The organism is Limnohabitans sp. JirII-29 (assembly GCF_003063395.1).
Taxonomy (GTDB): domain Bacteria; phylum Pseudomonadota; class Gammaproteobacteria; order Burkholderiales; family Burkholderiaceae_C; genus Limnohabitans.
Map to the genome: position 1 here is coordinate 217,648 of NZ_NESB01000001.1, position 22,173 is coordinate 239,820.

Here is a 22,173-nt window from a genome sequence, read left to right on the forward strand (position 1 = left end):
AATCACATGCCGCTGTAGTTGGGGCCGCCACCGCCTTCGGGTGTGACCCAGACGATGTTTTGGGTGGGGTCTTTGATGTCGCAGGTTTTGCAGTGCACGCAGTTTTGAGCGTTGATTTGCAAGCGGTCCGAGTTGTCGTCGTTCTTGACAAACTCATACACACCGGCTGGGCAGTAGCGGCTCTCAGGCCCCGCGTATTGCGCCAGGTTGATGTGCACGGGCACGGTGGCGTCTTTGAGTGTCAGGTGCGCGGGCTGGTTCTCTTCGTGGTTGGTGTTGCTGATGAACACCGAACTCAGACGGTCAAAGGTGAGCTGACCATCGGGTTTGGGGTAATCAATCTTGGCGCATTCGGCGGCGGGCTTGAGGCTCAGATGGTCCGGCTTGTGGCCATGCAGGGTCCACGGCGGCGTGTCGATGCCGATCTTGGGCAACAGCCACTGCTCAATGCCGGTCATCAGGGTACCCACGGCCATGCCTTTTTTGAACCACAGTTTGAAGTTGCGGTACTTGTCCAACTCACGGGCCAGCCAGCTGGCTTCAAAGGCCTGGGGGTAGGCACTCAATTCGTCGCTGCTGCGGCCTGCGGTCACAGCTTCGAACGCCGCTTCACCGGCCAAGGCGCCGCTCTTGATGGCGGCATGGCTGCCTTTGATGCGTGCGGCGTTGAGGTAACCGGCATCGCAGCCAATCAGTGCGCCGCCTGGGAACACGGTTTTGGGCAGGGCTTGGGGCGTGCCGTTGTTGATGGCGCGTGCGCCATAGCCAATGCGTTTGCCGCCTTCCAGGTGGGCGCGAATCGCAGGGTGCGTTTTCCAGCGCTGCATTTCTTCGAATGGGCTGAGCCAGGGGTTTTTGTAGTCCAAGCCGAGCACAAAGCCCAGGGTGACCTTGTTGTCTTCCAGGTGGTACAGAAAGCCACCACCAAAGGTGTCGTCTTGCATGGGCCAGCCCGAGGTGTGCACCACTAGACCGGGTTTGGCTTTGGCGGGGTCCACTTCCCACAGCTCTTTGATGCCGATGGCGTAGGTCTGGGCATCGCGACCTTGGTTGAGTTTGTATTTGGCAATCACTTGTTTGCCAAGGTGACCCCGTGCGCCTTCTGCAAACACGGTGTATTTGGCATGCAACGCCATGCCGAGCTGGAAGTTGTCGGTGGGTTCACCGTCTTTGCCAATGCCTAGGTTGCCGGTGGCCACGCCCTTGACTGAAGCGACACCACCATGTGCGGCAGCATCGTCGTTGTAGAGCACCTCGGCAGCGGCAAAGCCTGGAAAGATTTCCACGCCAATCGACTCGGCGTGTGCTGCCATCCACTTCACCACATTGCTCAACGACACCACATAGCACCCGTCGTTGTGGAAGTTGCGTGGCGTCAACCAGTTTGGGGTGCGGGTGGCACCTGTTTCGGTCAACATCAACAAATCGTCGCCTGTGACCTCTTGGTTCAGGGGGCAACCCAGTTCTTTCCAGTTGGGAATCAACTCGGTCAGCGCTTTGGGGTCCATCACCGCGCCCGACAAGATGTGCGCGCCAGGTTCTGAGCCTTTTTCAAGCACCACCACCGACACGTCTTTGCCGCTTTCGTTGGCCAGTTGTTTGATGCGAATGGCCGTGGCCAAACCGCCGGGCCCGCCACCGACGACGACCACGTCGTATTCCATGGCTTCACGTGGACCGAACTGGGCGAGGATGTCTTGTGGGGTCATGTGGGGAGTCTCAAGCAGTTGTCAGAATTGCGACTGATTTTATGCGGTGTCGCAGGGCGCGACCCATGGGCACTTGTCATAATGAAACGACACATCAGCAGGAGGCATTCATGGCGTACAGCATTGATTTATCGGGTCGCGTGGCCTTGGTCACTGGTGCATCCAGTGGCTTGGGCATGCAGTTTGCCAAAACGCTGTCTCGTGCGGGCGCCGCCGTGGTGTTGGCCAGCCGTCGGGTTGAAAAGCTCAAGTCGCTGCGAGCCGAGATCGAGGCCGAGGGTGGCGACGCTCACGTGGTGGTGCTGGATGTCACGGATTTAGACAGCATCAAGTCTGCGGTGGCCCATGCGGAGACCGAGGTAGGCAGCATTGACATCTTGGTCAACAACTCGGGTGTGAGCACCATGCAGCGCGTGCAAGACATCAGCGAAGAAGACTTTGACTTCATCTTTGACACCAACGTCAAAGGCTCGTTCTTTGTGGCGCAAGAGGTGGGCAAGCGCATGTTGGCGCGTGCCAAGGGCGCGGCGCCTGGCAGCTACACCGGCGGACGCATCATCAACATTGCCTCGGTGGGCGGGATCAAGGCCTTGCCGCAGATTGGCGCCTACTGCATGAGCAAGGCCGCTGTGGTGCAAATGACGAAGGTGCTGGCGGTGGAGTGGGGGCGCTTTGGCATCAACGTCAATGCCATTTGTCCGGGCTACATCGACACTGAAATCAACCACCACCACTGGGAAACCGAGCAGGGGCAAAAGCTGGTCAACATGTTTCCGCGCAAACGTGTGGGGCAGGTGCAAGACCTGGATGCCTTGCTGGTGATGTTGGCCAGCGCTGAAAGCAACTTCATCAACGGTGCCATCATGACGGCGGACGATGGGTTTTCTTTATGAAGTTTGAAATTCCAGCACACAAAAAACTGGTGCACCAAATGACGATCCCCATCCGATGGGGCGACATGGATGCCATGGGGCATGTGAACAACACCACGTATTTCCGCTACCTAGAGACCATTCGCATCGACTGGTTTTATGCCATTGGCACAGGCCCCGACCCCACAGGCTGTGGCCCGGTGATCGTGAATGCGTTTTGCAACTTTTACAAACAGCTTGAATACCCGGGCGATGTGCTGATGAAGATGTACACCAGCGACCCCGGGCGCACCACTTTTGAGTCGTGGGCCACCATGGAGTTGGTGGATCAGCCTGGGGTGATTTATGCGGCGGGTGGTGCCACCACGATATGGGTGGATTTCCCCAAACAAAAAGCAATTGAATTGCCAGATTGGGTGCGCGCGATCGTCACGCCCTAGGCGTTGTTGCTGCCTCAAGTTGCGTGAGCCACAGCATGGCCGTTGTGGCGTCAGTGCCGCACATCTCCGCAGAAGGTTGCAGCCCACCGCAAAACCCTGGGCGTTGCGGGGTGCCAAACACGGCGCAGCGCATGTTGGGCAGCAACTGAACGCAGGGCACACCTGCTGGTTTGCCGTGTGGCATGCCAGGCAGTGGGCTGGTGATGGACGGTGCAATGCAGCACGCGCCACAGCCGCTACGGCACTGCATTACTTTTGCTTGGGCGCGCGACCCAACAGATAGAACTCGGGGTTGGGCATCATGCTGCTGAAGCTGGCCATGCGGTTGCTGAGGCCAAAAAAGGCAGTGATGGCGGCAATGTCCCAAATGTCTTCGTCGTTGAAACCATGGGCGTGCAGGGCGGCAAAGTCGGCATCTTCTACCGTGTCGCTGTGCAAGCACACCTTCATTGCAAAGTCGAGCATGGCGCGTTGGCGCACCGTGATGTCGGCCTTGCGGTAGTTGACGGCCACCTGGTCTGCCACCAATGGCTTTTTCTCGTAAATGCGCAAGATGGCACCGTGTGCCACCACGCAGTACAGGCAGTTGTTGGCCGCGCTGGTGGTGGTGACGATCATCTCTCGGTCACCCTTGGTCAAGTTGCTGTCGCGTCCCACTGTCTCGGGCAGCATCAACGCATCGTGGTAGGCAAAGAAAGCACGCCATTCGGCGGGGCGACGGGCCAGGGCCAAAAACACGTTGGGCACAAAGCCCGCTTTGTCTTGAACTTCCAAGATCTTGGTGCGAATGTCTTCGGGCAGGTCTGTGAGTTCGGGGTGGGGGTAGCGGTGCATGTGGTGGTGTGCTCAGGGCGCAGTTGAGGGTTTAAGGTTTGGCGAAATAAGTGACCTGTGGCAACTTGGCAAAGTGCGCGTCGCAAGTGATGAGCTGTGCACCTTTGTATTGCGCCGTGGCGTACACAATGGCATCTGCTGTTGTCAATTTGTGTTCGCGGTGTAGCGACGCAGCAAGCAAGGCAATGTGGGTGTCGAGTGGAACGACTAGACACTTCTGGGTGTAGGCCAGCACTTGATCGGCTTCATCTTCGCCCACTTCGCGAGCCATCCACTTGGCAAGTTCCAACTGAACCATGGTTGGCACGACGCAATGCTTTTGATCCGGAAAATGAGCGCCAATTTTTCTGCCCAAGGGGCTGTCGATCAACCATTCCACCCACGCAGAGGTATCGACCACACAAAGTGGCGAGGAGGTGCTCAAACCCGGTCCTTGCGGTCACGTACGTTATGCGTCTTGGCCCCTTTGGCAATGCCCCGCAATTGTTTCAATTCAGGTGCCGGCATCATCAGCATGCCTTTGCCTTTAGGGATGAAAACAAACTCTTGGCCTGCTTCCCAATGCTGTTCTTCTCGAACTGCCTTGGGGATAGAGATTTGGAACTTACTCGACAGAGTGGTAGTGATGGTTTGCATGGTGTTTTTATCGATCGGACTTTGGTAAGAATACAAGGTTTTGTAGCCCTTGTCACGCTGCTTTCTTATCCCACCAACAGCTTGTGCACCAAGTCTGCTGTGGTGGACGCTTTGTATTTGCGCATCAGCTTGGCGCGGTAAATCTCAACGGTGCGGTGGCTGATGGCCAGGGCTTTGCCAATTTCTTTGGAGGTCATGCCGTCCATCAAGAAAGCGGCCACTTCGCGCTCGCGGGCTGTCAACTCGGCGCGTACCGGGCGGTGGGCGCTCAAGTCTTCAAAGCTCCAAATGCCCGCTTCATGCGGGGCTTCGCGGTTGAGTGCGCGACCGGTGACATGGCACCAAAAGGGCTCGCCTTTGAAGCGACCGTCGATACGCTTCATCACCCGGTCGTCGGCGTACAGACCCTTGGCGTTCAAGATGGGTTCAATGCGAGCCCCTGTGCGCTCGTACTCGTCGGCACTGGGATAGAGCAGTTGGAACGATTGCCCAATCAACTGCTCGCGAGGTGCACCAAACATGTCGCACAGGCGTTGGTTGCAGTCCACCATCGTGCGGTTGCGTGACAGCACCAAGCCAATCGGGGCGAGGTCAAAGGCGAGTCGGTAATCGATCTTCATGGCGAGCGGGGGTCTGTGCTTACGGAAAACTACGTAGCGTCTTACGTAGTATCGTAGCGTCATCTTGTAGAACCTTTTGGAGCATCTCTTGAACAAAGTTTTTCCATCCGCTGAGGCGGCACTCAAGGACATCGTGGCCGACGGTCAATTGATGGCCGTTGGTGGGTTTGGCCTGTGCGGCATTCCTGAAGCGCTGATTGACGCCTTGCGCGACTCTGGCGTGAAAGACCTGACGGTGATTTCCAACAACGCAGGGGTCGACGGTTTTGGCCTGGGCAAGTTGCTGGAAACACGCCAGATCAAAAAAATGATTTCCAGCTACGTGGGCGAGAACAAAGAGTTCGAACGTCAGTATTTGGCCGGTGAGTTGGAGTTGGAGTTCACGCCCCAAGGCACCTTGGCTGAAAAGCTGCGTGCGGGCGGTGCAGGCATTCCCGCCTTCTTCACCAAAACCGGTGTGGGCACCTTGGTGGCCGAAGGCAAAGAGCTGCGTGAGTTTGACGGCGAAACCTATGTGATGGAGCGCTCGTTGGTGCCAGAGATTGCCTTGATCAAGGCCGATGTGGCTGACCGCTCGGGCAACCTGCGCTTCAACATGACGGCACGCAACTTCAACCCCGCAGCGGCCACCGCAGGCAAGATTTGTGTGGTGGAAGTCGAGCGCATTGTGGCCACGGGTGAGTTGGCCCCGGATGACATCCATTTGCCGGGTATCTATGTGCACCGCATCGTGCACAACCCGAATCCCGAAAAACGCATTGAAAAGCGCACCACCCGCGACCGCAAATAAGGAATTGACATGGCTTGGACTCAAGACGAAATGGCCGCACGTGCGGCAAGCGAACTGCAAGATGGTTTTTATGTGAACCTCGGCATTGGTATTCCAACGCTGGTGGCCAACCACGTGCCTGACCACGTGGAAGTGTGGCTACAAAGCGAAAACGGCATGTTGGGCATTGGCCCGTTTCCCTACGAGGATGAGGTTGACGCCGACTTGATCAACGCGGGCAAGCAAACCGTGACCACCATGAAGGGCTCGGCGATTTTTGGCAGCGACCAATCGTTTGCCATGATCCGTGGCGGCAAGATCAACCTCTCCATTCTTGGCGCGATGCAGGTGAGCGAGAAGGGTGATTTGGCCAACTGGATGATCCCCGGCAAGATGATCAAGGGCATGGGCGGCGCGATGGACCTGGTGGCAGGCGTCAAGCGCGTGATCATCTTGATGGAACACGTGGCCAAGAAAAAAGATGGCACCGAAGACCTGAAAATTTTGCCCAGCTGCACCTTGCCTTTGACAGGTCTGGGTGTGGTGGACCGCATCATCACCGACTTGGCCATCATGGACGTGGTGCCCGAAGGCCTCAAGATTGTTGAGCTGGCGCCCGGCGTGTCGCGTGAGTTTGTGCAGAGCAAGACCGGCGTGCAGCTGATCTAAAGCTCACGCCCGCGCATGGCCTGTACGCATGCTGTGCCATGACAAACGCCCGACACAGTCGGGCGTTTTGCTTGAAGGGGCGGATTGAAGGGGGGGCTAGCGGTCAGTCGGCCTTGATGTTGGCGGCTTTCACCACGGTGCCAAAACGTGCCAGATCGCGTTTGATGTCTTCGCCAAACTTTTCAGAGCTGCCAGGTGTGGCCGTGATGCCCATGCCGCTCAAGCGCTCGCGCACTTCAGGATCTTGCAGCACCACATTGAGTTCGGCGTTGAGTTTGTCCACGATGGCTTTGGGCATCTTGGCGGGGCCCAGCAGGCCGACCCAAGAGTTGATGTCGAAGTCCGCCACACCGTTTTCGATGAAGGTGGGAACCTCGGGCAGTGAGGGGGCACGCTGTGCGCTGGACACCGCAACGGCGTGCAGCTTGCCTGACTTGACGTGTGGAATAGCCCCCGCAATCGCGGTGTAGACCAGTGGAATATTGCCACCCAGCACATCGGTCATGGCTTGGCCACCGCCTTTGTAGGGAATGTGAACCAAGTTGGCACCGGTGCGCATCTTCAACAATTCGCCTGCGATGTGGGGTGTGCCGCCCGTGCCGGATGTGCCGTACGACAAGCCGCCCGGCTGGCTCTTGGACAAGGCGATCACGTCTTTGAGGGTCTTGGCTTGAAAGCCGGGGTGGGACACCAAGATCAACACCGCATCACCAATCTTGCCAATGGGGGCCAAGTCTTTCACGGTGTCATAGCCCACCTTGGCAAACACGTGGGGGTTGATGACCAAGGTGCCATCAAAACCCAGCAGCAAGGTGTAGCCATCGGGTTCCGCGGCTGTCACCATCTGCGTGCCAATGTTGCCCGAGGCACCGGGTTTGTTGTCGACCACCACCTGTTGACCCAGACGTTTGGAGAGTTGCTCTGCAATCAGTCGACCGCTGGTGTCGGTCACCCCGCCTGGCGTGAAAGGCACGATCAGGCGAATGGGCTTGGTCGGGTAGTTGCTTTGCGCATGGCTGGTGGGGGCCATCAGCCCCAAGCATGCGGCACTCAGTGCCAGCAAAGCCGCTGGCAGGTGGCGTCGTTTGGGGGCAAGGGGTGAGCGTGTGGTGTGGTGTGACATGGGGTTCCTCAAAGCGGCGTGTTCAGGGTGTTTCGGGGTATGTTTTTTCAAACGCCCACACCTCTTCAAAGCCCATCAGGCGTGTGAGTTCTGCAAAGTCATACAGGGGCGTGTTGCCACCCGCAGAAGACCCGGTGTGTCGAATTTGCTGGTACACGCTGGTCATGGCCTGTACGGCTGCGAGCATGGCGCTGACCGGAAAGATCGCCAGTTTGTAGCCCAACGATTCCAGCTCGGCCTGGCTCAAGACCGGCGTGCGTCCACGTTCCACCATATTGGCCACCAACGGCAAGTCAAAGTGTTGACCAATGCGGCGCATTTCTTCTTCGGACTCGGGCGACTCGACAAACAGCACATCGGCACCAGCTTTGGCATAGGCCTCAGCCCGACGCAGTGCTTCGTCCAGCCCGAGTGAGGTGCGTGCATCGGTGCGGGCGATGATCAAGAAGTCTTTCGAGTGGCGACTGTCCACAGCCACTTGAATTTTGCGCACCATGTCTTGCATGGGGATCACACGACGCCCGGGTGTGTGGCCGCATTTCTTGGGGAACTCTTGGTCTTCCAGTTGAATCGCCGCAGCGCCTGCGCGTTCATAACCTTGCACCGTGTGTCGGATGTTGAGCAAGCCGCCGTAGCCGGTGTCGCCATCGGCGATCAGCGGTGTGCGGGCCATACCGGCCATGGCTTGCACGCGGTTGAGCATGTCCGAATAAGTGGCCAATCCCGCGTCAGGCAGACCCAGGTGTGATGCCACCGTGCCAAAGCCCGTCATGTAGAGCGCGTCAAAGCCCATGGCATCGGCCAGACGCAAAGACACCATGTCAAACACGCCAGGGGCGACGACTAAGCCAGGTTGTTGAAATCGTTGGCGCAGCGCGCCGGAGGAGGTGTGAGTGACTTGGTCATGCATTCAATGATGATTGCACAAAGCAACAAGCCCCTAAGTACTCGGTTTCCTTAGAGGCTTGTGGTGTGACACTGAATGTGGAGCGGGTGATGGGAATCGAACCCACGCTATTTGCTTGGGAAGCAAAAGTTCTACCATTGAACTACACCCGCGTAGATGCAATTGTAACGATTCAGTGGGTGGCTGGAGCGATGTCGGTTTGACTCAACAGCCATTCACGAAACGCACGCACCTTCTCTAAGTTTTTTTCCACCGCGCGGTACGACAGGAAGTGTGTCTCTTGCAAGATGGGTTCAAACTCATCGACGCCGACCACCACCAAATCGCCTCGGTTGATCTCGCGCTCTGCCAAACGCGTGCTCTCCAGCGCTACGCCCATGCCATCGGCTGCAGCCGAAATCGACATGGCAGCTCGGTCAAACGAAGGGCGCGGCCGCGTAGGTAACGCAAGCCCATTGAGTGCAAACCAGTTGGACCATTTGACGCGATTGAGCTGCGATTCAATCAACACCAGCTCGGGCATTTGCTGGCGTGCTGTGCGCTCGGGCGACAGCAGCAAGGGTGCGCACATGGGCACAATTTTTTCTTGCCCCAAAGCGTGCGACACCACGCCCTTGCGGGCAGGGGGCTCGTTGTACGAAATCACCACATCCAGTTCTTTGGTGCGTGAGAGGTCAATTTGCTCGGCCCCTGAGGTCAAACGAAGGGTGATGTCCGGGCAGGCTTTGACGAATTCGGGCAGCCTGGGGCCCAGCCACTTGACCGCAAAGCTGGCGGCACAGTAGATGGCCAAGATTTGTTCTTGCGGGGCAAGCCGCACTTCGTCGCAAGCGGTCTCAATGGTTTCAAACACGCGGCTCAAGCTCTCCAGCAAGCGTCGGCCTTCAGAGGTGAGTTCAACCCGGCGGTTTTGCCGCACAAACAGTTTGCGCCCAAAGTAACTTTCCAATTCGCGAATCTGATGGCTCACCGCCGAGGGGGTGATGCACAGTTCGTCGCTGGCCATGCTGAAGCTCTCGGTGCGAGCGGCGGCTTCAAAGGCATGCAGCAAAGAAAATTTGGGGATACGGCGCATCACTGAATTTTAGATGAGCCGTGTTCATGTTTTTGTGAATAATCATCGCTTGTCAATCATGCATTCAGACGTCACCATTCGCAGCTTCTTTCTGCCGCTAAGGAAAACCATGTCTGCTGTGCTTGATGATCAAAAACAAACCTCTTACACGTCTGCGCCTTTGAGCTTGAGCGACAAGCGGGTGTCGATTTACCAACCCGAGCAAGAGGGTTTGATTTTTCCGCAAGTGCCTGTGTTCAAAACCCATGCCCAAGCGCGTCAACATGGCAAAGAGCGCTTGGTGGCGGCTTGCCGCGCCTTTGCGCTGGAAGGTTTTGATTACGGGTTTGCGGGTCACCTGACCTTCCGCGACCCAGAGCGTCCCCATTTGTATTGGACCAACCCGATGGCGGTGCATTTCAATCAAGTGAAAGTGTCTAACCTGATCTTGGCCGACCACAACGGTCAGGTGGTGGAGGGCCAACACGCCATCAACCGTGCCGGTTTTGTGTTGCATGCGGCGGTGCACGAAGCACACCCCGAGATTGTGGCCATGTGCCACGCGCACACGGTGTACGGCACCGCGTTTGCCTCACTGGGGCGTCCGTTGGAGCCTATTTCGCAAGATGCAGCAGCTTTCTTCGAAGACCATGTGGTCATCAGCGAAGAGGCGGGCCAAGTGGCGGTGGAAGTCAAAGGCGGGCACAAAGTGGCCAATGCTTTCAAAGGCGTGAAAGCCGCCATCCACCAAAACCACGGTTTGTTGACGGCCAGTCGTCACAGCATTGAAGCAGCCGCTTTCTGGTTCATTGCCTTGGAGCGTTGCTGCAAGCAGCAAATGGCCGTGGAGGCCACAGGCATCAAGCCGCGTTTGGTGTCTCCCGAGCGATCACGCTACAGCCGTGAACACGTGGGCAGCGAATACATTGGTTGGCTGCATTTCCAGCCGATCTGGGAACACCTGTTGGCAACCCAACCCGACATGCTCAAGTGAATCACGAGACAGAAAGAGGCCTGATATGAAAAAAGAAGAGCAAATGGACAAAGCCAAGAGCGCCAGCGCTGCATCGGCTCCGGTGAAAAAACTCATCCCTTATGGCGGCTATTACGCCAAGCAAACGCTGGCCCATGACCCCGAGTTGACCGAGACAGGTCCTGGCACGCCTGCGGGTGAGTATTTCCGTCGCTTTTGGCATCCGGTCTGCATGTCGATGGAGCTGACTGACACGCCACGCTTTTTGAAAATTTTGAACGAAGAGCTGGTGGCTTTCCGCGACAAGAGTGGCCGTGTGGGCGTGCTGCATGCGCACTGCGTGCACCGCGGTGCGTCGCTGGAGTACGGCGCCATTCAAGAGCGCGGCATCATGTGCTGCTACCACGGCATGGTGTTTGACGTGGACGGCACTTGCTTGCATGTGCCCTATCCAAAGGGCGAAGAAAAAGAAGCCGAGCGCTTTGCGTGCACCATCCGCCAAGGGGCTTACAAAGCCCTAGAGCGCAATGGCTTGGTGTTTGCCTACATGGGCCCACCCGAAGAAGAGCCGCCATTCCCCGAGTGGGAATCTGACTTCACCGTGGCCCCGGGCGACGAGCTGGTGCCCTACAGCAACTTCCAGCATTGCAACTGGCTGCAAGTGCAAGACAACGCGGCGGACAACTACCACACGGCAGCGCTGCATGCGGCGTCCAGCGTGGTGGACGGACACTTCCAAGGCACGACCTTCAACGAAGTGGGCGCTGCCTCGATGGAGGTGGCACCCGACATGTTGTTTGTTCCGATTCACGAAGGCCGTGGCCTGGCCTGTGCCGGTGCACGCCGCTCGGACGATCAGCACATGTTTGTGCGTGTGCAACACCAGGTGTTGCCTAACCTGAGCCTGCACGCCTACACCTCAGAAGATGGCTTGAAGAAAAAACTCTTCAGCCGCTTCAACATCGTGCGCTGGACCGTGCCGGTGGACGATGTCAACAGCAAGATGATTGGCTGGCGCGTGTTGGGCCCCACCATCGACACACGCGGTGTGGGCGACAAGAACATGGTGGGCTATGAGGCCATCGACTTCTTGGAAGGCCAAGTGGCCATGCGTCGCCCTGAGCGCTTTGGCAAGTACAAGCTCGAAGACATGCCGCCGATCCCACCCAACCACCGCGAGCGTGCCAATTACAAAGATGCCCAGTACGCACCGGGTGACTACGAAGCCATCATCAGCCAGCGTCCCATTGCCGTGCACGCGTTGGAGAACCCCACCAAGTTTGATGCGGGTTTGTACATGTTCCGCAAGCTGTTGCGTGACGCCATCCGTGGCAGCAACCCAGGGGCCAGTGCCGAACGTTTTGCCCAATGGCTCAAAGACAGCCATGGCGCGCCCAACAGCTTTTGCTCGGGCAACGTCTTCCACCTGCCACTAGCCAAGACGGTGGAAGAAGAGGTGGCACAGCGCCGCATGCTGTCCAAGCAGGTGATTGCCATCTTGAACGAGAGCGACAAGATGTCTGGCCCAGCGCGCACCGAGTTTGTGAAGACCCGCTTTGAAGAGCTGGAGCAAACCGTGAAGAAGACTTACCACGCGTGACCATGGCCGATTCATCGAACCCTTCCACACTGCACCTTCAAATCAAACAAATTCGATGGGAAGCGACAGACATCTACGCGTTTGAACTGGTGCACCCACAGGGTCAGGCGCTGCCAGCGTTCAGCGCTGGGGCGCACATCGATGTGCACATTGGCGATGGCTTGATTCGCCAATACAGCCTCAGCAACGACCCGCAAGAAACCCATCGCTACGTGATTGGTGTCTTGCGTGATGAGGCGGGGCGTGGTGGTTCGCGCACCTTCACGGGCAATGCCCGTGTAGGGCAACTGCTCAAAGTCAGCGTGCCGCGCAACAACTTTGCCTTGGCCGCCAACGCACAGCACACGGTATTGCTGGCAGGCGGCATTGGCATCACGCCCTTGAAGTCGATGGCACATGCCTTGTCGCATGCAGGGGCTTCTTTTGCCTTGCATTACTGCGTGCGCAGCGATGACCGAATTGCGTTCAAGGACGAGTTGGCCGCTCTGCCGGGCACGCAGTGTCATGTGGATGGGGGCGACCCCAGCCAAGGGCTCAACATCGCCGCCTTGCTGGCAACGCCACAAGAGGGCACCCATGTGTATTTCTGTGGCCCACCCGGGTTCATGAAAGCCTGCAAGGCAGCCACCGCGCATTGGCCTGCGGCCCAAGTTCATTCAGAGCACTTTCAAGCGCCAGTGGCCGATGCGCCGGCAAGCCCCAATCAGGCCGCAGGTGACGGCAGCTTTGTGGCACAAATTGCCAGCACTGGGCAGACCATTGCGGTGGCGGCACACCAATCGTTGGTGGAGGCTTTGGCGGGCGAGGGCATTGAGATTGCCACCTCTTGCATCTCTGGCTTATGTGGCACCTGTAAGGTGGGCTATGTGTCGGGCGATGTGGAGCACAACGACCACATCTTGGGTGCCGATGAACAAAGCCAATGTTTGACCGCGTGCGTCTCGCGTGCTCGATCCGGCATTTTGGTGTTGGATCTTTGAGGCCCAACCATTCGCAATTGTTTTCAGGAGTTTGTTTATGTCATTGATTCAGCAACTCAAAGCCCGTGCCGCGGATCACAAACCGGTGCGCGTGGCCATCATTGGCGCTGGCAAATTCGGTTCCATGTATTTGTCGCAAGTGCCGCACACCCCCGGCGTTCACCTAGTGGCCGTGATCGATTTGTCGCCCGACCGCGCCAAAGCATCGTTGGCTCGTGTGGGTTGGTCAGAAGCTCAATACAGCGCCAAGTCTTTGGCCGAAGCCAGCAAGACGGGCGCCACCTTCATCACGGATGACGCGCAGGCTGTGATTGCCAGCGACCACATCGACATGGTGATTGATTCAACCGGCAGCCCTGCCGCAGGCGTGCACCACGCGTTGCTGTGCTGTGAGTACCGCAAGCACATCATCATGGTCAACGTCGAGGCTGATGTGCTGGCGGGCCCCTTGCTCGCGCGTCGGGCCGCACAGGCCGGCATCATTTACTCCATGGCTTCAGGGGACCAACCGGCTTTGATTGCCGAGTTGGTGGACTGGGCGCGCACCATTGGCCTGGAGGTGGTGTGTGCGGGCAAAGGCACCAAGTACCTGCCCATCTACCACCAGTCCACACCCGAGACGGTGTGGGGGCACTATGGCTTCAGCGAAGAACAGGTGGCCGGGGGCGACTTCAATGCCCAGATGTTCAACTCGTTTCTGGACGGCACCAAGTCGGCGTTGGAAATGGCCGCCGTGGCCAATGGTTGCGACTTGTTGCCACCCAGTGACGGCTTGCTGTTTCCGCCCTGTGGCGTGGACGACTTGCCGCACATCTTGCGACCCGTGAGCGACGGCGGCATCTTGGCCCAAAAAGGCACGGTGGAGGTGGTGTCTTCGATTGAGCGCGACGGTCGCCCGGTGTTTCGCGACTTGCGCTGGGGCGTGTACGCCGTGTTCGAGGCACCCAGCCCCTACGTGATGGACTGCTTTGCGCAATACGGCTTGAAGACCGACAGCACGGGCCGCTACGCGGCGATGTACAAGCCCTATCACCTGATTGGTTTGGAGCTGGGTATTTCGGTGGCCAGCATCGCCCTGCGCGGCGAAGCCACCGGGGCAACGGGGGATTGGCGAGGCGATGTGGTGGCCACGGCCAAGCGTGCACTCAAAGCAGGTGAGACCTTGGACGGCGAGGGCGGCTTCACCGTCTACGGCAAGGTCATTCCTGCGGCAGACTCTTTGCGCTTGGGCGGATTGCCCATTGGTTTGGCGCACCACATGGTGCTCAAGCGCGACATGGCTGCCGGGCAAGTGGTGTCTTGGAACGATGTGGACTTTGATACCAGCAAACAAGTGGTCAAAGTGCGCCGCGAGATGGAAGACATGTTCCGTCGTGAGTGGAAGCTTTGACACGCTGTTGAGGCTGCGCCCATGAAAAAGGGCCACGCATTGCGTGGCCCTTTTTTTATGATGCAAGCCGGTTTTTAGGCCTGGCTCAAGGCCTGACGCATGGCCTGGCTGATGTTCTCAAAATAATCGTGGGCTGCCTGCGTCGGCACCAAGTATTTGGTGCGGCGATTTTTGCCTTCAAACACGGTATCAATCATGCCCAGCTCGCGCAGCTGATCGAGTTTTCGGTGGATGGTGGCAGGCGACGCAATGATTGCCAGGCCCATGGCATCGGTCACGGTCAGAGGCTTTTCTTGTGCATGCCGAACGGCAATGACTTCGAGCAATTTCTTGGCATCCAAGTCCATGGCTGGCGCGTTTTTGCCACCTTCCAAGGCATGGATGAGGTTCAAAAATCGCAGATAGATTTGTTTGGTAGGCATGCAGAAAATATCATTTATTACAGAAACGTGATGCTCACTATTATAAGCAATCTGTAATTTTGTATACGGAAACCTTGTCTCTAAAACAGATGTTTAGAGGCCTACGTAAATACTCTATTTATTTTGCGATGTCACCAATGCACAGGTATTTCAACTCTAGATATTCGTCCATGCCGTGGTGCGAGCCTTCGCGTCCCAAGCCCGACTGTTTGACGCCACCAAAGGGCACATGTTCGGTGGCGATGATGCCCACGTTGATACCTACCATGCCGTACTCCAGCGCTTCGCTGACGCGGAAAATACGCCCCACATCGCGGCTGTAAAAGTAGCTGGCCAAACCAAACTCGGTGTGGTTGGCCGCATCGATGGCTTCTTGTTCGTGCTTGAAGCGAAACACGGGCGCAAAGGGGCCAAAGGTTTCTTCTTTGGCGCACAGCATGTCGGCGCGGGCTTCGGCGATCACGGTGGGTTGAAAGAACTGACCGTCCATCTTGTGGCCCCCTGTGAGCAGCTTGCCGCCTTTGCTGAGAGCGTCGCGCACATGGCGCTCTACTTTTTCAATGGCTGCGGGTTCGATCAGCGGGCCCTGCATGACGCCCTCGTCAAAACCGTTGCCGACCTTGAGTGCTTTGACTTTGTGGGCGAACTTTTGCACAAACTCGTCGTACACCGCGTCTTGCACATAGATGCGGTTGGCGCACACGCAGGTTTGGCCTGCGTTGCGGTATTTGCTGGCCATGGCACCTTCCACGGCGCTGTCGATGTCGGCGTCGTCAAACACGATGAAGGGTGCATTGCCGCCCAATTCGAGGGCGAGTTTTTTGACGCTGGGCGCAGACTGCGCCATCAAGATGCGGCCCACTTCGGTGGAGCCCGTGAAACTGAGGTGGCGCACCACATCGCTGTCACACAACACCTTGCCTATGGCCACGCTGTTGCTGCTGTCAGCGGTCAACACATTCAGCACGCCCGCAGGAATGCCCGCGCGCAGGGCCAACTCGGCGGCAGCCAGAGCGGTGAGGGGCGTGAGCTCGGCGGGCTTGATGACCACAGGGCAACCCGCGGCCAGCGCAGGGGCCACCTTGCGGGTGATCATGGCGAGCGGAAAGTTCCACGGCGTGATGGCGGCGCACACACCAATGGGCTGGCGCAGCACCATCAGTCGGCGGTTGTTGTCGAACTGGGGCAGGGTTTCGCCGTTGACGCGCTTGGCCTCTTCGGCATACCACTCGACAAAGCTGGCACCGTAGGTCACTTCGCCTTTCGCTTCAGCAAAGGGCTTACCTTGTTCGGCGGTCATCAGGCGGCCCAGGTCGTCGACGTTGGCCATCAACAAATCAAACCACTTGCGCAAGATGATGCTGCGCTCTTTGCCCGTTTTGCTGCGCCAGGCAGGCCAGGCGGCATTGGCGGCTGCAATGGCCGCTTGGGCCTCAGCCGTGCCCAGGTTGGCCACATCAACCAGCTTTTCGCCTGTGGCTGGGTCGTGCACATCAAAACGGCTGCTGCCTTGCACCCATTGCCCGTTGATCAGGGCATCGGTTTTGAGCAGCGTGGGGTCGTTGAGCCGTGAGAGCGGGGTGATCTTCATGGGCAGGTCTCCAAACAAGGGTTCAAGCATAGCGTGTGCATTGGGGACGCTGCGTTTGGCAGATGCCCAAACCTATAATTTGAGGATGACTACCCCCCAATTCACCGTCGCGGACATTCGCAAAACCTTTCTGGATTTTTTCGCCTCCAAAGGCCATACCGTGGTGGCTTCGAGCCCCTTGGTGCCAGGCAATGACCCCACCTTGATGTTCACCAACTCAGGCATGGTGCAGTTCAAAGACGTGTTTTTGGGCACCGACAAACGCTCTTACGTGCGTGCTGCTTCGGTGCAGGCGTGTCTCCGGGCCGGTGGCAAACACAACGACCTGGAAAACGTGGGCTACACCGCCCGTCACCACACCTTCTTTGAAATGCTGGGCAATTGGAGCTTTGGCGACTACTTCAAGCGTGAATCGCTCAAATGGGCCTGGGAGTTGTTGACCGAGGTCTACAAGCTGCCCGCAGATCGTTTGTTGGCCACGGTGTACCAAGAAGACGACGAGGCCTACGACATTTGGACGAAAGAAATTGGTCTGCCCCCTGAGCGCGTGATTCGCATCGGCGACAACAAGGGCGGGCGCTACAAGAGCGACAACTTTTGGATGATGGCCGACACCGGACCGTGTGGCCCTTGCTCAGAAATCTTCTATGACCACGGCGACCACATCCCCGGCGGCCCACCCGGCAGCCCCGACGAAGACGGCGACCGCTTCATCGAGATCTGGAACAACGTGTTCATGCAGTTCAACATGGCCGAAGACGGCTCGGTCACCCGCTTGCCCGCACCGTGCGTAGACACCGGCATGGGCTTGGAACGCTTGGCGGCCATCTTGCAGCACGTGCACAGCAACTACGAAATCGACATCTTTGACGCGCTCATCAAAGCCGCCTCGCGCGAAACAGGCTGCCAAGACCTGGGCCACAAGAGCTTGCGCGTGATTGCCGACCACATCCGCGCCACCGCCTTCTTGGTGAGCGACGGCGTGGTGCCCAGCAACGAAGGGCGTGGCTATGTGCAGCGCCGCATCATTCGCCGGGCCATTCGCCACGGGTATTTGCTGGGCCAGAAAAAACCGTTCTTCCACAAGCTCGTGCCAGACCTCGTCCAGCTCATGGGCGCGGCCTATCCCAACATGGCGTCGCAAGCAAAGCGCATCACTGACGTGTTGCGCGTGGAAGAAGAGCGCTTCTTTGAAACGCTCGAAATCGGCATGCAGATTTTGGATGCGGCCCTGGACGGTGGCGTCAAAGAGTTGCCCGGAGACGTGGCTTTCAAGCTGCATGACACCTATGGCTTTCCGCTCGACTTGTCGGCTGATGTGTGCCGCGAACGCGGCCTGAGCGTGGACGAAGCGGGCTTTCACACCGCGATGGAAAAGCAAAAGAACCAAGCCCGTGCCGCTGGCAAGTTCAAGATGGACAAGGCCTTGGACTACACGGGCGCGGGCAACACCTTTGTGGGCTACGACGACCTCAAGACAGAAGCCCAAGTGGTGGCGGTGTATCTGGACGGCACCTCGGTGGCTGAACTCAAGCACGGTCAAAGCGGCGTGGTGGTGTTGAACACCACCCCGTTCTACGCCGAGAGCGGCGGCCAGGTGGGCGACGAAGGTGTGTTGGTGAGCGGCTCTGCCCAGTTCGCGGTGGCCGACACCCAAAAAATCAAAGCCGACGTGTTTGGCCACCACGGCACCTTGACCCAAGGCACCTTGGCGGTGGGCGACCATGTGCAGGCCGAGGTGAACACCGCAGCCCGCGCCGCCACGGTGCGCAACCACTCGGCCACGCACTTGATGCACAAGGCCTTGCGCGAAGTGCTGGGTGACCATGTGCAGCAAAAAGGCAGCTTGGTGAATGCCGAGCGCACGCGGTTTGACTTTGCCCACAACGCGCCCGTGACGGACGCGCAAGTGCGCGAGATCGAAGCCCGTGTGAACGCCGAAATCTTGGCCAATGCCGCTGCGCTTGCGCGTGTGATGGACATCGAGTCAGCCCAAAAAACCGGCGCCATGATGTTGTTTGGCGAGAAGTACGGCGAGACCGTGCGCGTGCTCGACATCGGCTCCAGCCGCGAGCTGTGCGGGGGCACCCACGTCAAAGCCACGGGCGACATTGGCTTGTTCAAGGTGGTGGGTGAGAGCGGTGTGGCCGCCGGTGTGCGCCGCATCGAAGCGGTGACGGGCCAGAACGCTTTGCACTATTTGCAAACCCTGGAAGACACCGTGGCCCATGCCGCTGGCGCACTCAAAGCGCCTACGGCGGAACTCAACCACCGCATTGGTCAGGTGCTGGACCAAGTCAAGTCGCTGGAAAAAGAACTGTCGTCCCTCAAAGGCAAATTGGCATCGTTCCAAGGCGACGAGTTGATGACGCAGGCCGTGGACATCAAAGGCGTCAAGGTGTTGGCCGCCAAACTCGAAGGGGCCGATGCCAAGACCTTGCGTGACACCGTGGACAAGCTCAAAGACAAGCTCAAAACAGCCGCCATCGTGCTGGCCTCGGTCGATGGCGAGAAAGTGCACCTCAGCGCTGGCGTCACCGCCGACACCATGGGCCGTGTCAAAGCAGGCGAGCTGGTGAACTTTGTGGCCCAGCAAGTGGGCGGCAAGGGCGGTGGCAAGCCCGACATGGCCATGGCCGGTGGCACCCAGCCCGCAGGCGTGGACAAGGCCTTGGCCAGCGTGCAAGCGTGGGTGGCTGAGCGCGTGTGATGCACGTGTGCGGCGTATGCGCCGTGTCCGGTGCAAACAGCTGCCAGCCGCTGCGCCGCGCACGCCTGGTGTTCGGTTGGCTGCTGAGCCTGACGCTCACGGTGTGCACAGGCCCTGCGCTGGCGCAGTTTGACAAGTCGGCTTGGCCGGCTCACACCGCAACGCCCTTGCTGGAAGTGGTGGACATGCAAGGCAAGGTCTGGTCCAAAGCCGACTTGTTGGGCCACACGGTGGTGCTGAACTTTTGGGCCACCTGGTGTGCGCCCTGCAAAGAAGAGTTGCCGACCTTGCAAACCCTGCACGACATCAGCGACAGCAGCACCTTGGTGTTGAGCGTGAATGTGCGTGAACCAGCACCTCGCGTGGCACGTTACGTTCAAGCCACCGGACTGACTTTTCCGGTCATGCTCGACCCCAAAGGCGATTTGGCCAAACGCTGGGGTGTGACGGTGTTTCCCACCACGGTGCTGATCGGCCCCGATGGACAAGCCCGCTGGCGCGTGATGGGCGATGTGGACTGGAGCGGGCGTGACGCGCAGACTTGGTTGACCCAGCTGGCGCAAGCGCCTCGCCTTCAAGTGCCTGCCTCGGCCTCCACCCAAACGTCCGCTCCAGCTACAAACCCGGTGCCCGCGCCGACCCCCAAGCGATAATCCATCTGTTCTTGCGCGGTTGCGCAGAGCGACCTGCCTTCGGGGCATTGGTGCAGCAGCGGTTGCGCCTCGTGTGTGCCGACAGGTCTTCATCCTATTTCGGAGATCTCTTCATGACCCCCGTGCGTCGTTCCCTTCTCAAGGGGGCCGCTGCGTTGGCCACCCTTGCCGGTGTGCCCAGCTTTGTGCGTGCCCAAACCACTTCCCCCGCCACCTCTCCTGTCACTACCGAGCGCCGCTTTGCGCCCCAAGCGGGCCAGTGGCGTACCTTTGAGGTGACCACCCGTGTGGACGTTGCCGAAGCCAAAGGCCCTACGCGTGTGTGGCTGCCCGTGCCCAGCATCAACTCCGACTGGCAGCGTTCGCTGGAGAGCAGCTTTGCCAGCAACGGCACATCGCGCATGACCAGCGATGGAGAGCAAGGCGCGCGCATGCTCTACACCGCTTTCCCCGCCAATGTGGCCAAGCCGTTTGTAGAAGTTACCAGCCGCGTGCAAACGCAAAACCGTCAAGTCAATTTAGACCTTGCCGCCAGCCCAGCTTTCACGCGTGAAGACGCGGGCACGCAGCGTTTTTACACCCGTGCCACGCACTTGCTGCCGACCGATGGCATTGTGCGCACCACGGCGCTCGCAGCGACCCAAGGTGCCCACACCGATGTGCAAAAAGCCCGCGCCATCTACAACTGGGTGGTGGCCAATGCGTGGCGCGAACCCAAGGTGCGTGGTTGTGGCGAGGGCGACATCAAAGCCATGCTGGAGACCGGCAACCTGGGCGGTAAATGCGCCGACATCAACGCCTTGTTTGTGGGGCTGTGTCGCTCGGTGGGCGTGCCTGCACGCGACGTGTATGGCATTCGCTTGGTCCCTTCGGCCTTTGGCTACAAAGAGCTGTCGGGCAACCCCGCCAGCTTGAAAGGTGCGCAGCACTGCCGTGCCGAGGTGTACCTGCAAGCCCACGGTTGGGTGGCGATGGACCCGGCGGATGTGGCCAAGGTGATGCGCCTGGAAACGCCCGAGTGGATCAAACGCACCGACAACCCGGTGGTCAAACCCGTCTACAGCACCTTGTTTGGCGGCTGGGAAGGCAACTGGCTGGGCTGGAACACCGCCCACGACGTGGCCCTGCCAGGCAGCCAGGAAGACCGCTTGGGCTTTTTGATGTACCCGGTGGCGGAGACCGCTGAGGGGCGTTTGGACTCTTACGCGCCAGACAGCTTCAAGTACCAAATCACCGCCCGCGAAATCGGCGTCTGATTCGGAGCCTGATTCGCAGCGCTGATGGCGCGTGCTGGATCAGACCGCCATGCGCAAGCTTTGCCCGCTGGTGAAGCTGCGCGGCTTGCCCGTGACGGGGTCGGTGAAGGTCAGGCTGCGCGCCAACAGTTGCAGTGGCTGGCTGAAGTCTTCACCGTCTTCGGGACCGCGCAGCACCTGCGGGTAGAACTGATCACCTTCAATGGGCAAACCGAGTGCTTGCATGTGGATGCGCAACTGGTGGCGTTTGCCGGTGACGGGCTCTAGGCGGTACAACGCGCTGTTGCCTTGCACCTGGAGCAGCGACAGCGTGGTCTCGCTGTTGGGTGTGCCCTCTATTTCCTCGGAGCGAAAAAACTGTGTGGCGCAGGCTTCGATGCGGCTGCGGCGTGTCAGTGGCAGCGTCAACTCGGCGCGGTAAGGTGCGACGGCTTCGTACACTTTGTGCACCTGCCGCTCCCGAAACAAGGCTTGGTAAGCGTTGCGGTCTTGTGGGCGCACACACAACAGCACCAGGCCTGCGGTTTCGCGGTCGATGCGGTGCACAGGGCTCAAGCTGTCGATGCCCAGCTGGCGCTTCAAGCGCACCAGCAAACTCTGGCGCACATACTGCCCGCCCGGTGTGACGGGCATGAAGTGGGGTTTATCGGCCACCACCAGATGCTCGTCTTGAAACACGATGCGCTCTTGCACCGGCAAATCAGGCTCATCGGCAATGTGGCGGTAGTAGAACAAGCGCGTGCCGCTGGTGTAGGGCTGCTCGGCGTAGACCGCGTGTCCGTGTTCGTCCAGCACTTCGCCATTGCGTATGCGTGCGTCCCAGGCTTGGCGGCTGACCGTGGACAAGCGGTCTGTCAAAAAGTCCAACACCGTGGCCCAGGGCCCGGGGGGTAAGGCGACACAACTCGGGCTCACGCCGTCGCGGGTGGGGATGGTGCGCACGCTGGGTGGGCGAGCCATGGCGC

The 22,173-nt window shown here is 58.9% G+C and carries 23 protein-coding genes and 1 tRNA gene; 11 read left to right on the forward strand and 13 right to left on the reverse strand.

Going from position 1 to position 22,173, the window contains the following annotated elements; genetic code table 11:
- Nucleotides 1-2 precede the first annotated feature (2 nt).
- Nucleotides 3-1,709 carry an electron transfer flavoprotein-ubiquinone oxidoreductase gene (locus tag B9Z39_RS01080; protein ID WP_108300426.1) on the reverse strand — a complete coding sequence of 569 codons (1,707 nt, stop codon included), beginning with the start codon at nt 1,707-1,709 and terminating at the stop codon, nt 3-5.
- A 110-nt stretch (nt 1,710-1,819) separates the two neighbouring features.
- Here B9Z39_RS01080 and B9Z39_RS01085 point away from each other — a divergent pair, with 110 nt between their 5' ends.
- Complete coding sequence (locus B9Z39_RS01085) at nt 1,820-2,602, forward strand: SDR family oxidoreductase (RefSeq protein ID WP_108300427.1); 783 nt, start codon at nt 1,820-1,822, stop codon at nt 2,600-2,602.
- Complete coding sequence (locus B9Z39_RS01090) at nt 2,599-3,021, forward strand: thioesterase family protein (protein WP_108300428.1); 423 nt, start codon at nt 2,599-2,601, stop codon at nt 3,019-3,021. The genes B9Z39_RS01085 and B9Z39_RS01090 overlap by 4 nt, the downstream gene beginning before the upstream one ends.
- Here the strand turns inward: B9Z39_RS01090 and B9Z39_RS16845 are convergent.
- From B9Z39_RS16845 to B9Z39_RS01110, 5 genes are all read right to left on the reverse strand, one after another.
- Nucleotides 3,011-3,271, reverse strand: a complete 261-nt coding sequence (locus tag B9Z39_RS16845) for a YkgJ family cysteine cluster protein (protein WP_158236144.1) — start codon at nt 3,269-3,271, stop codon at nt 3,011-3,013. The genes B9Z39_RS01090 and B9Z39_RS16845 overlap by 11 nt on opposite strands.
- Nucleotides 3,271-3,855, reverse strand: coding sequence for a peroxidase-related enzyme (locus B9Z39_RS01095; protein ID WP_108300429.1), 585 nt, complete (start codon nt 3,853-3,855; stop codon nt 3,271-3,273). The genes B9Z39_RS16845 and B9Z39_RS01095 overlap by 1 nt, the downstream gene beginning before the upstream one ends.
- Before the next feature lie 31 nt (nt 3,856-3,886).
- Entirely contained in the window at nt 3,887-4,279 is a 393-nt protein-coding gene (locus B9Z39_RS01100) for a type II toxin-antitoxin system VapC family toxin (RefSeq protein WP_108300430.1), read from the reverse strand.
- Nucleotides 4,276-4,491: an AbrB/MazE/SpoVT family DNA-binding domain-containing protein gene (locus B9Z39_RS01105; protein WP_100146204.1), complete on the reverse strand. Its 216-nt coding sequence runs from the start codon at nt 4,489-4,491 to the stop codon at nt 4,276-4,278. The genes B9Z39_RS01100 and B9Z39_RS01105 overlap by 4 nt, the downstream gene beginning before the upstream one ends.
- Before the next feature lie 65 nt (nt 4,492-4,556).
- Nucleotides 4,557-5,111 carry a PAS and helix-turn-helix domain-containing protein gene (locus B9Z39_RS01110; protein ID WP_100146203.1) on the reverse strand — a complete coding sequence of 185 codons (555 nt, stop codon included), beginning with the start codon at nt 5,109-5,111 and terminating at the stop codon, nt 4,557-4,559.
- An 88-nt stretch (nt 5,112-5,199) separates the two neighbouring features.
- On the opposite strand from B9Z39_RS01110, the gene B9Z39_RS01115 reads away from it, so the two are divergent.
- Both B9Z39_RS01115 and B9Z39_RS01120 read left to right on the forward strand, forming a co-directional pair.
- Nucleotides 5,200-5,901, forward strand: coding sequence for a CoA transferase subunit A (locus tag B9Z39_RS01115; RefSeq protein ID WP_100146202.1), 702 nt, complete (start codon nt 5,200-5,202; stop codon nt 5,899-5,901).
- A gap of 9 nt (nt 5,902-5,910) precedes the next feature.
- A complete protein-coding gene (locus B9Z39_RS01120; protein ID WP_100146201.1) occupies nt 5,911-6,549 on the forward strand; it encodes a 3-oxoacid CoA-transferase subunit B in 639 nt (212 codons plus the stop codon).
- A gap of 103 nt (nt 6,550-6,652) precedes the next feature.
- On the opposite strand, the gene B9Z39_RS01125 is transcribed toward B9Z39_RS01120, so the two are convergent.
- The 4 genes from B9Z39_RS01125 to B9Z39_RS01140 form a co-directional block, all read right to left on the reverse strand.
- Nucleotides 6,653-7,672, reverse strand: a complete 1,020-nt coding sequence (locus B9Z39_RS01125) for a tripartite tricarboxylate transporter substrate binding protein (RefSeq protein ID WP_108300431.1) — start codon at nt 7,670-7,672, stop codon at nt 6,653-6,655.
- A 22-nt stretch (nt 7,673-7,694) separates the two neighbouring features.
- The gene (locus tag B9Z39_RS01130; RefSeq protein ID WP_108300432.1) at nt 7,695-8,582 is read right to left on the reverse strand and encodes an oxaloacetate decarboxylase; all 888 of its coding nucleotides are present in this window, start codon (nt 8,580-8,582) and stop codon (nt 7,695-7,697) included.
- A 75-nt stretch (nt 8,583-8,657) separates the two neighbouring features.
- A tRNA-Gly gene (locus tag B9Z39_RS01135) sits at nt 8,658-8,731 on the reverse strand.
- 20 nt (nt 8,732-8,751) lie between these two features.
- Nucleotides 8,752-9,654 (reverse strand): LysR substrate-binding domain-containing protein, encoded by a 903-nt coding sequence (locus B9Z39_RS01140; RefSeq protein ID WP_108300433.1) that lies wholly within the window; start codon nt 9,652-9,654, stop codon nt 8,752-8,754.
- A gap of 109 nt (nt 9,655-9,763) precedes the next feature.
- Here B9Z39_RS01140 and B9Z39_RS01145 point away from each other — a divergent pair, with 109 nt between their 5' ends.
- From B9Z39_RS01145 to B9Z39_RS01160, 4 genes are read left to right on the forward strand one after another with little or no spacing between them, the layout of a single operon-like run.
- Complete coding sequence (locus B9Z39_RS01145) at nt 9,764-10,627, forward strand: class II aldolase/adducin family protein (protein WP_108300620.1); 864 nt, start codon at nt 9,764-9,766, stop codon at nt 10,625-10,627.
- 25 nt (nt 10,628-10,652) lie between these two features.
- Nucleotides 10,653-12,206, forward strand: a complete 1,554-nt coding sequence (locus B9Z39_RS01150) for a Rieske 2Fe-2S domain-containing protein (protein WP_108300434.1) — start codon at nt 10,653-10,655, stop codon at nt 12,204-12,206.
- Between the two features lie 2 nt (nt 12,207-12,208).
- The gene (locus tag B9Z39_RS01155) at nt 12,209-13,186 is read left to right on the forward strand and encodes a PDR/VanB family oxidoreductase (protein ID WP_108300435.1); all 978 of its coding nucleotides are present in this window, start codon (nt 12,209-12,211) and stop codon (nt 13,184-13,186) included.
- Between the two features lie 37 nt (nt 13,187-13,223).
- Nucleotides 13,224-14,576, forward strand: a complete 1,353-nt coding sequence (locus B9Z39_RS01160) for an NAD(P)H-dependent oxidoreductase (RefSeq protein ID WP_108300436.1) — start codon at nt 13,224-13,226, stop codon at nt 14,574-14,576.
- 74 nt (nt 14,577-14,650) lie between these two features.
- Here the strand turns inward: B9Z39_RS01160 and B9Z39_RS01165 are convergent, their stop codons facing one another.
- Both B9Z39_RS01165 and B9Z39_RS01170 read right to left on the reverse strand, forming a co-directional pair.
- Nucleotides 14,651-14,998 carry a hypothetical protein gene (locus B9Z39_RS01165; protein ID WP_100146193.1) on the reverse strand — a complete coding sequence of 116 codons (348 nt, stop codon included), beginning with the start codon at nt 14,996-14,998 and terminating at the stop codon, nt 14,651-14,653.
- Nucleotides 14,999-15,116: 118 nt separating this feature from the next.
- The gene (locus B9Z39_RS01170) at nt 15,117-16,589 is read right to left on the reverse strand and encodes an NAD-dependent succinate-semialdehyde dehydrogenase (protein ID WP_199172948.1); all 1,473 of its coding nucleotides are present in this window, start codon (nt 16,587-16,589) and stop codon (nt 15,117-15,119) included.
- An 85-nt stretch (nt 16,590-16,674) separates the two neighbouring features.
- Here B9Z39_RS01170 and alaS point away from each other — a divergent pair, with 85 nt between their 5' ends.
- From alaS to B9Z39_RS01185, 3 genes are all read left to right on the forward strand, one after another.
- Complete coding sequence (alaS, locus tag B9Z39_RS01175) at nt 16,675-19,299, forward strand: alanine--tRNA ligase (protein WP_108300437.1); 2,625 nt, start codon at nt 16,675-16,677, stop codon at nt 19,297-19,299.
- 23 nt (nt 19,300-19,322) lie between these two features.
- Entirely contained in the window at nt 19,323-19,952 is a 630-nt protein-coding gene (locus tag B9Z39_RS01180) for a TlpA disulfide reductase family protein (protein WP_158269438.1), read from the forward strand.
- 113 nt (nt 19,953-20,065) lie between these two features.
- Nucleotides 20,066-21,208 carry a transglutaminase-like domain-containing protein gene (locus tag B9Z39_RS01185; protein WP_108300439.1) on the forward strand — a complete coding sequence of 381 codons (1,143 nt, stop codon included), beginning with the start codon at nt 20,066-20,068 and terminating at the stop codon, nt 21,206-21,208.
- A 39-nt stretch (nt 21,209-21,247) separates the two neighbouring features.
- Here B9Z39_RS01185 and B9Z39_RS01190 read toward each other — a convergent pair whose 3' ends face one another.
- Nucleotides 21,248-22,168 carry a pseudouridine synthase gene (locus B9Z39_RS01190; RefSeq protein ID WP_108300440.1) on the reverse strand — a complete coding sequence of 307 codons (921 nt, stop codon included), beginning with the start codon at nt 22,166-22,168 and terminating at the stop codon, nt 21,248-21,250.
- Nucleotides 22,169-22,173 lie beyond the last annotated feature (5 nt).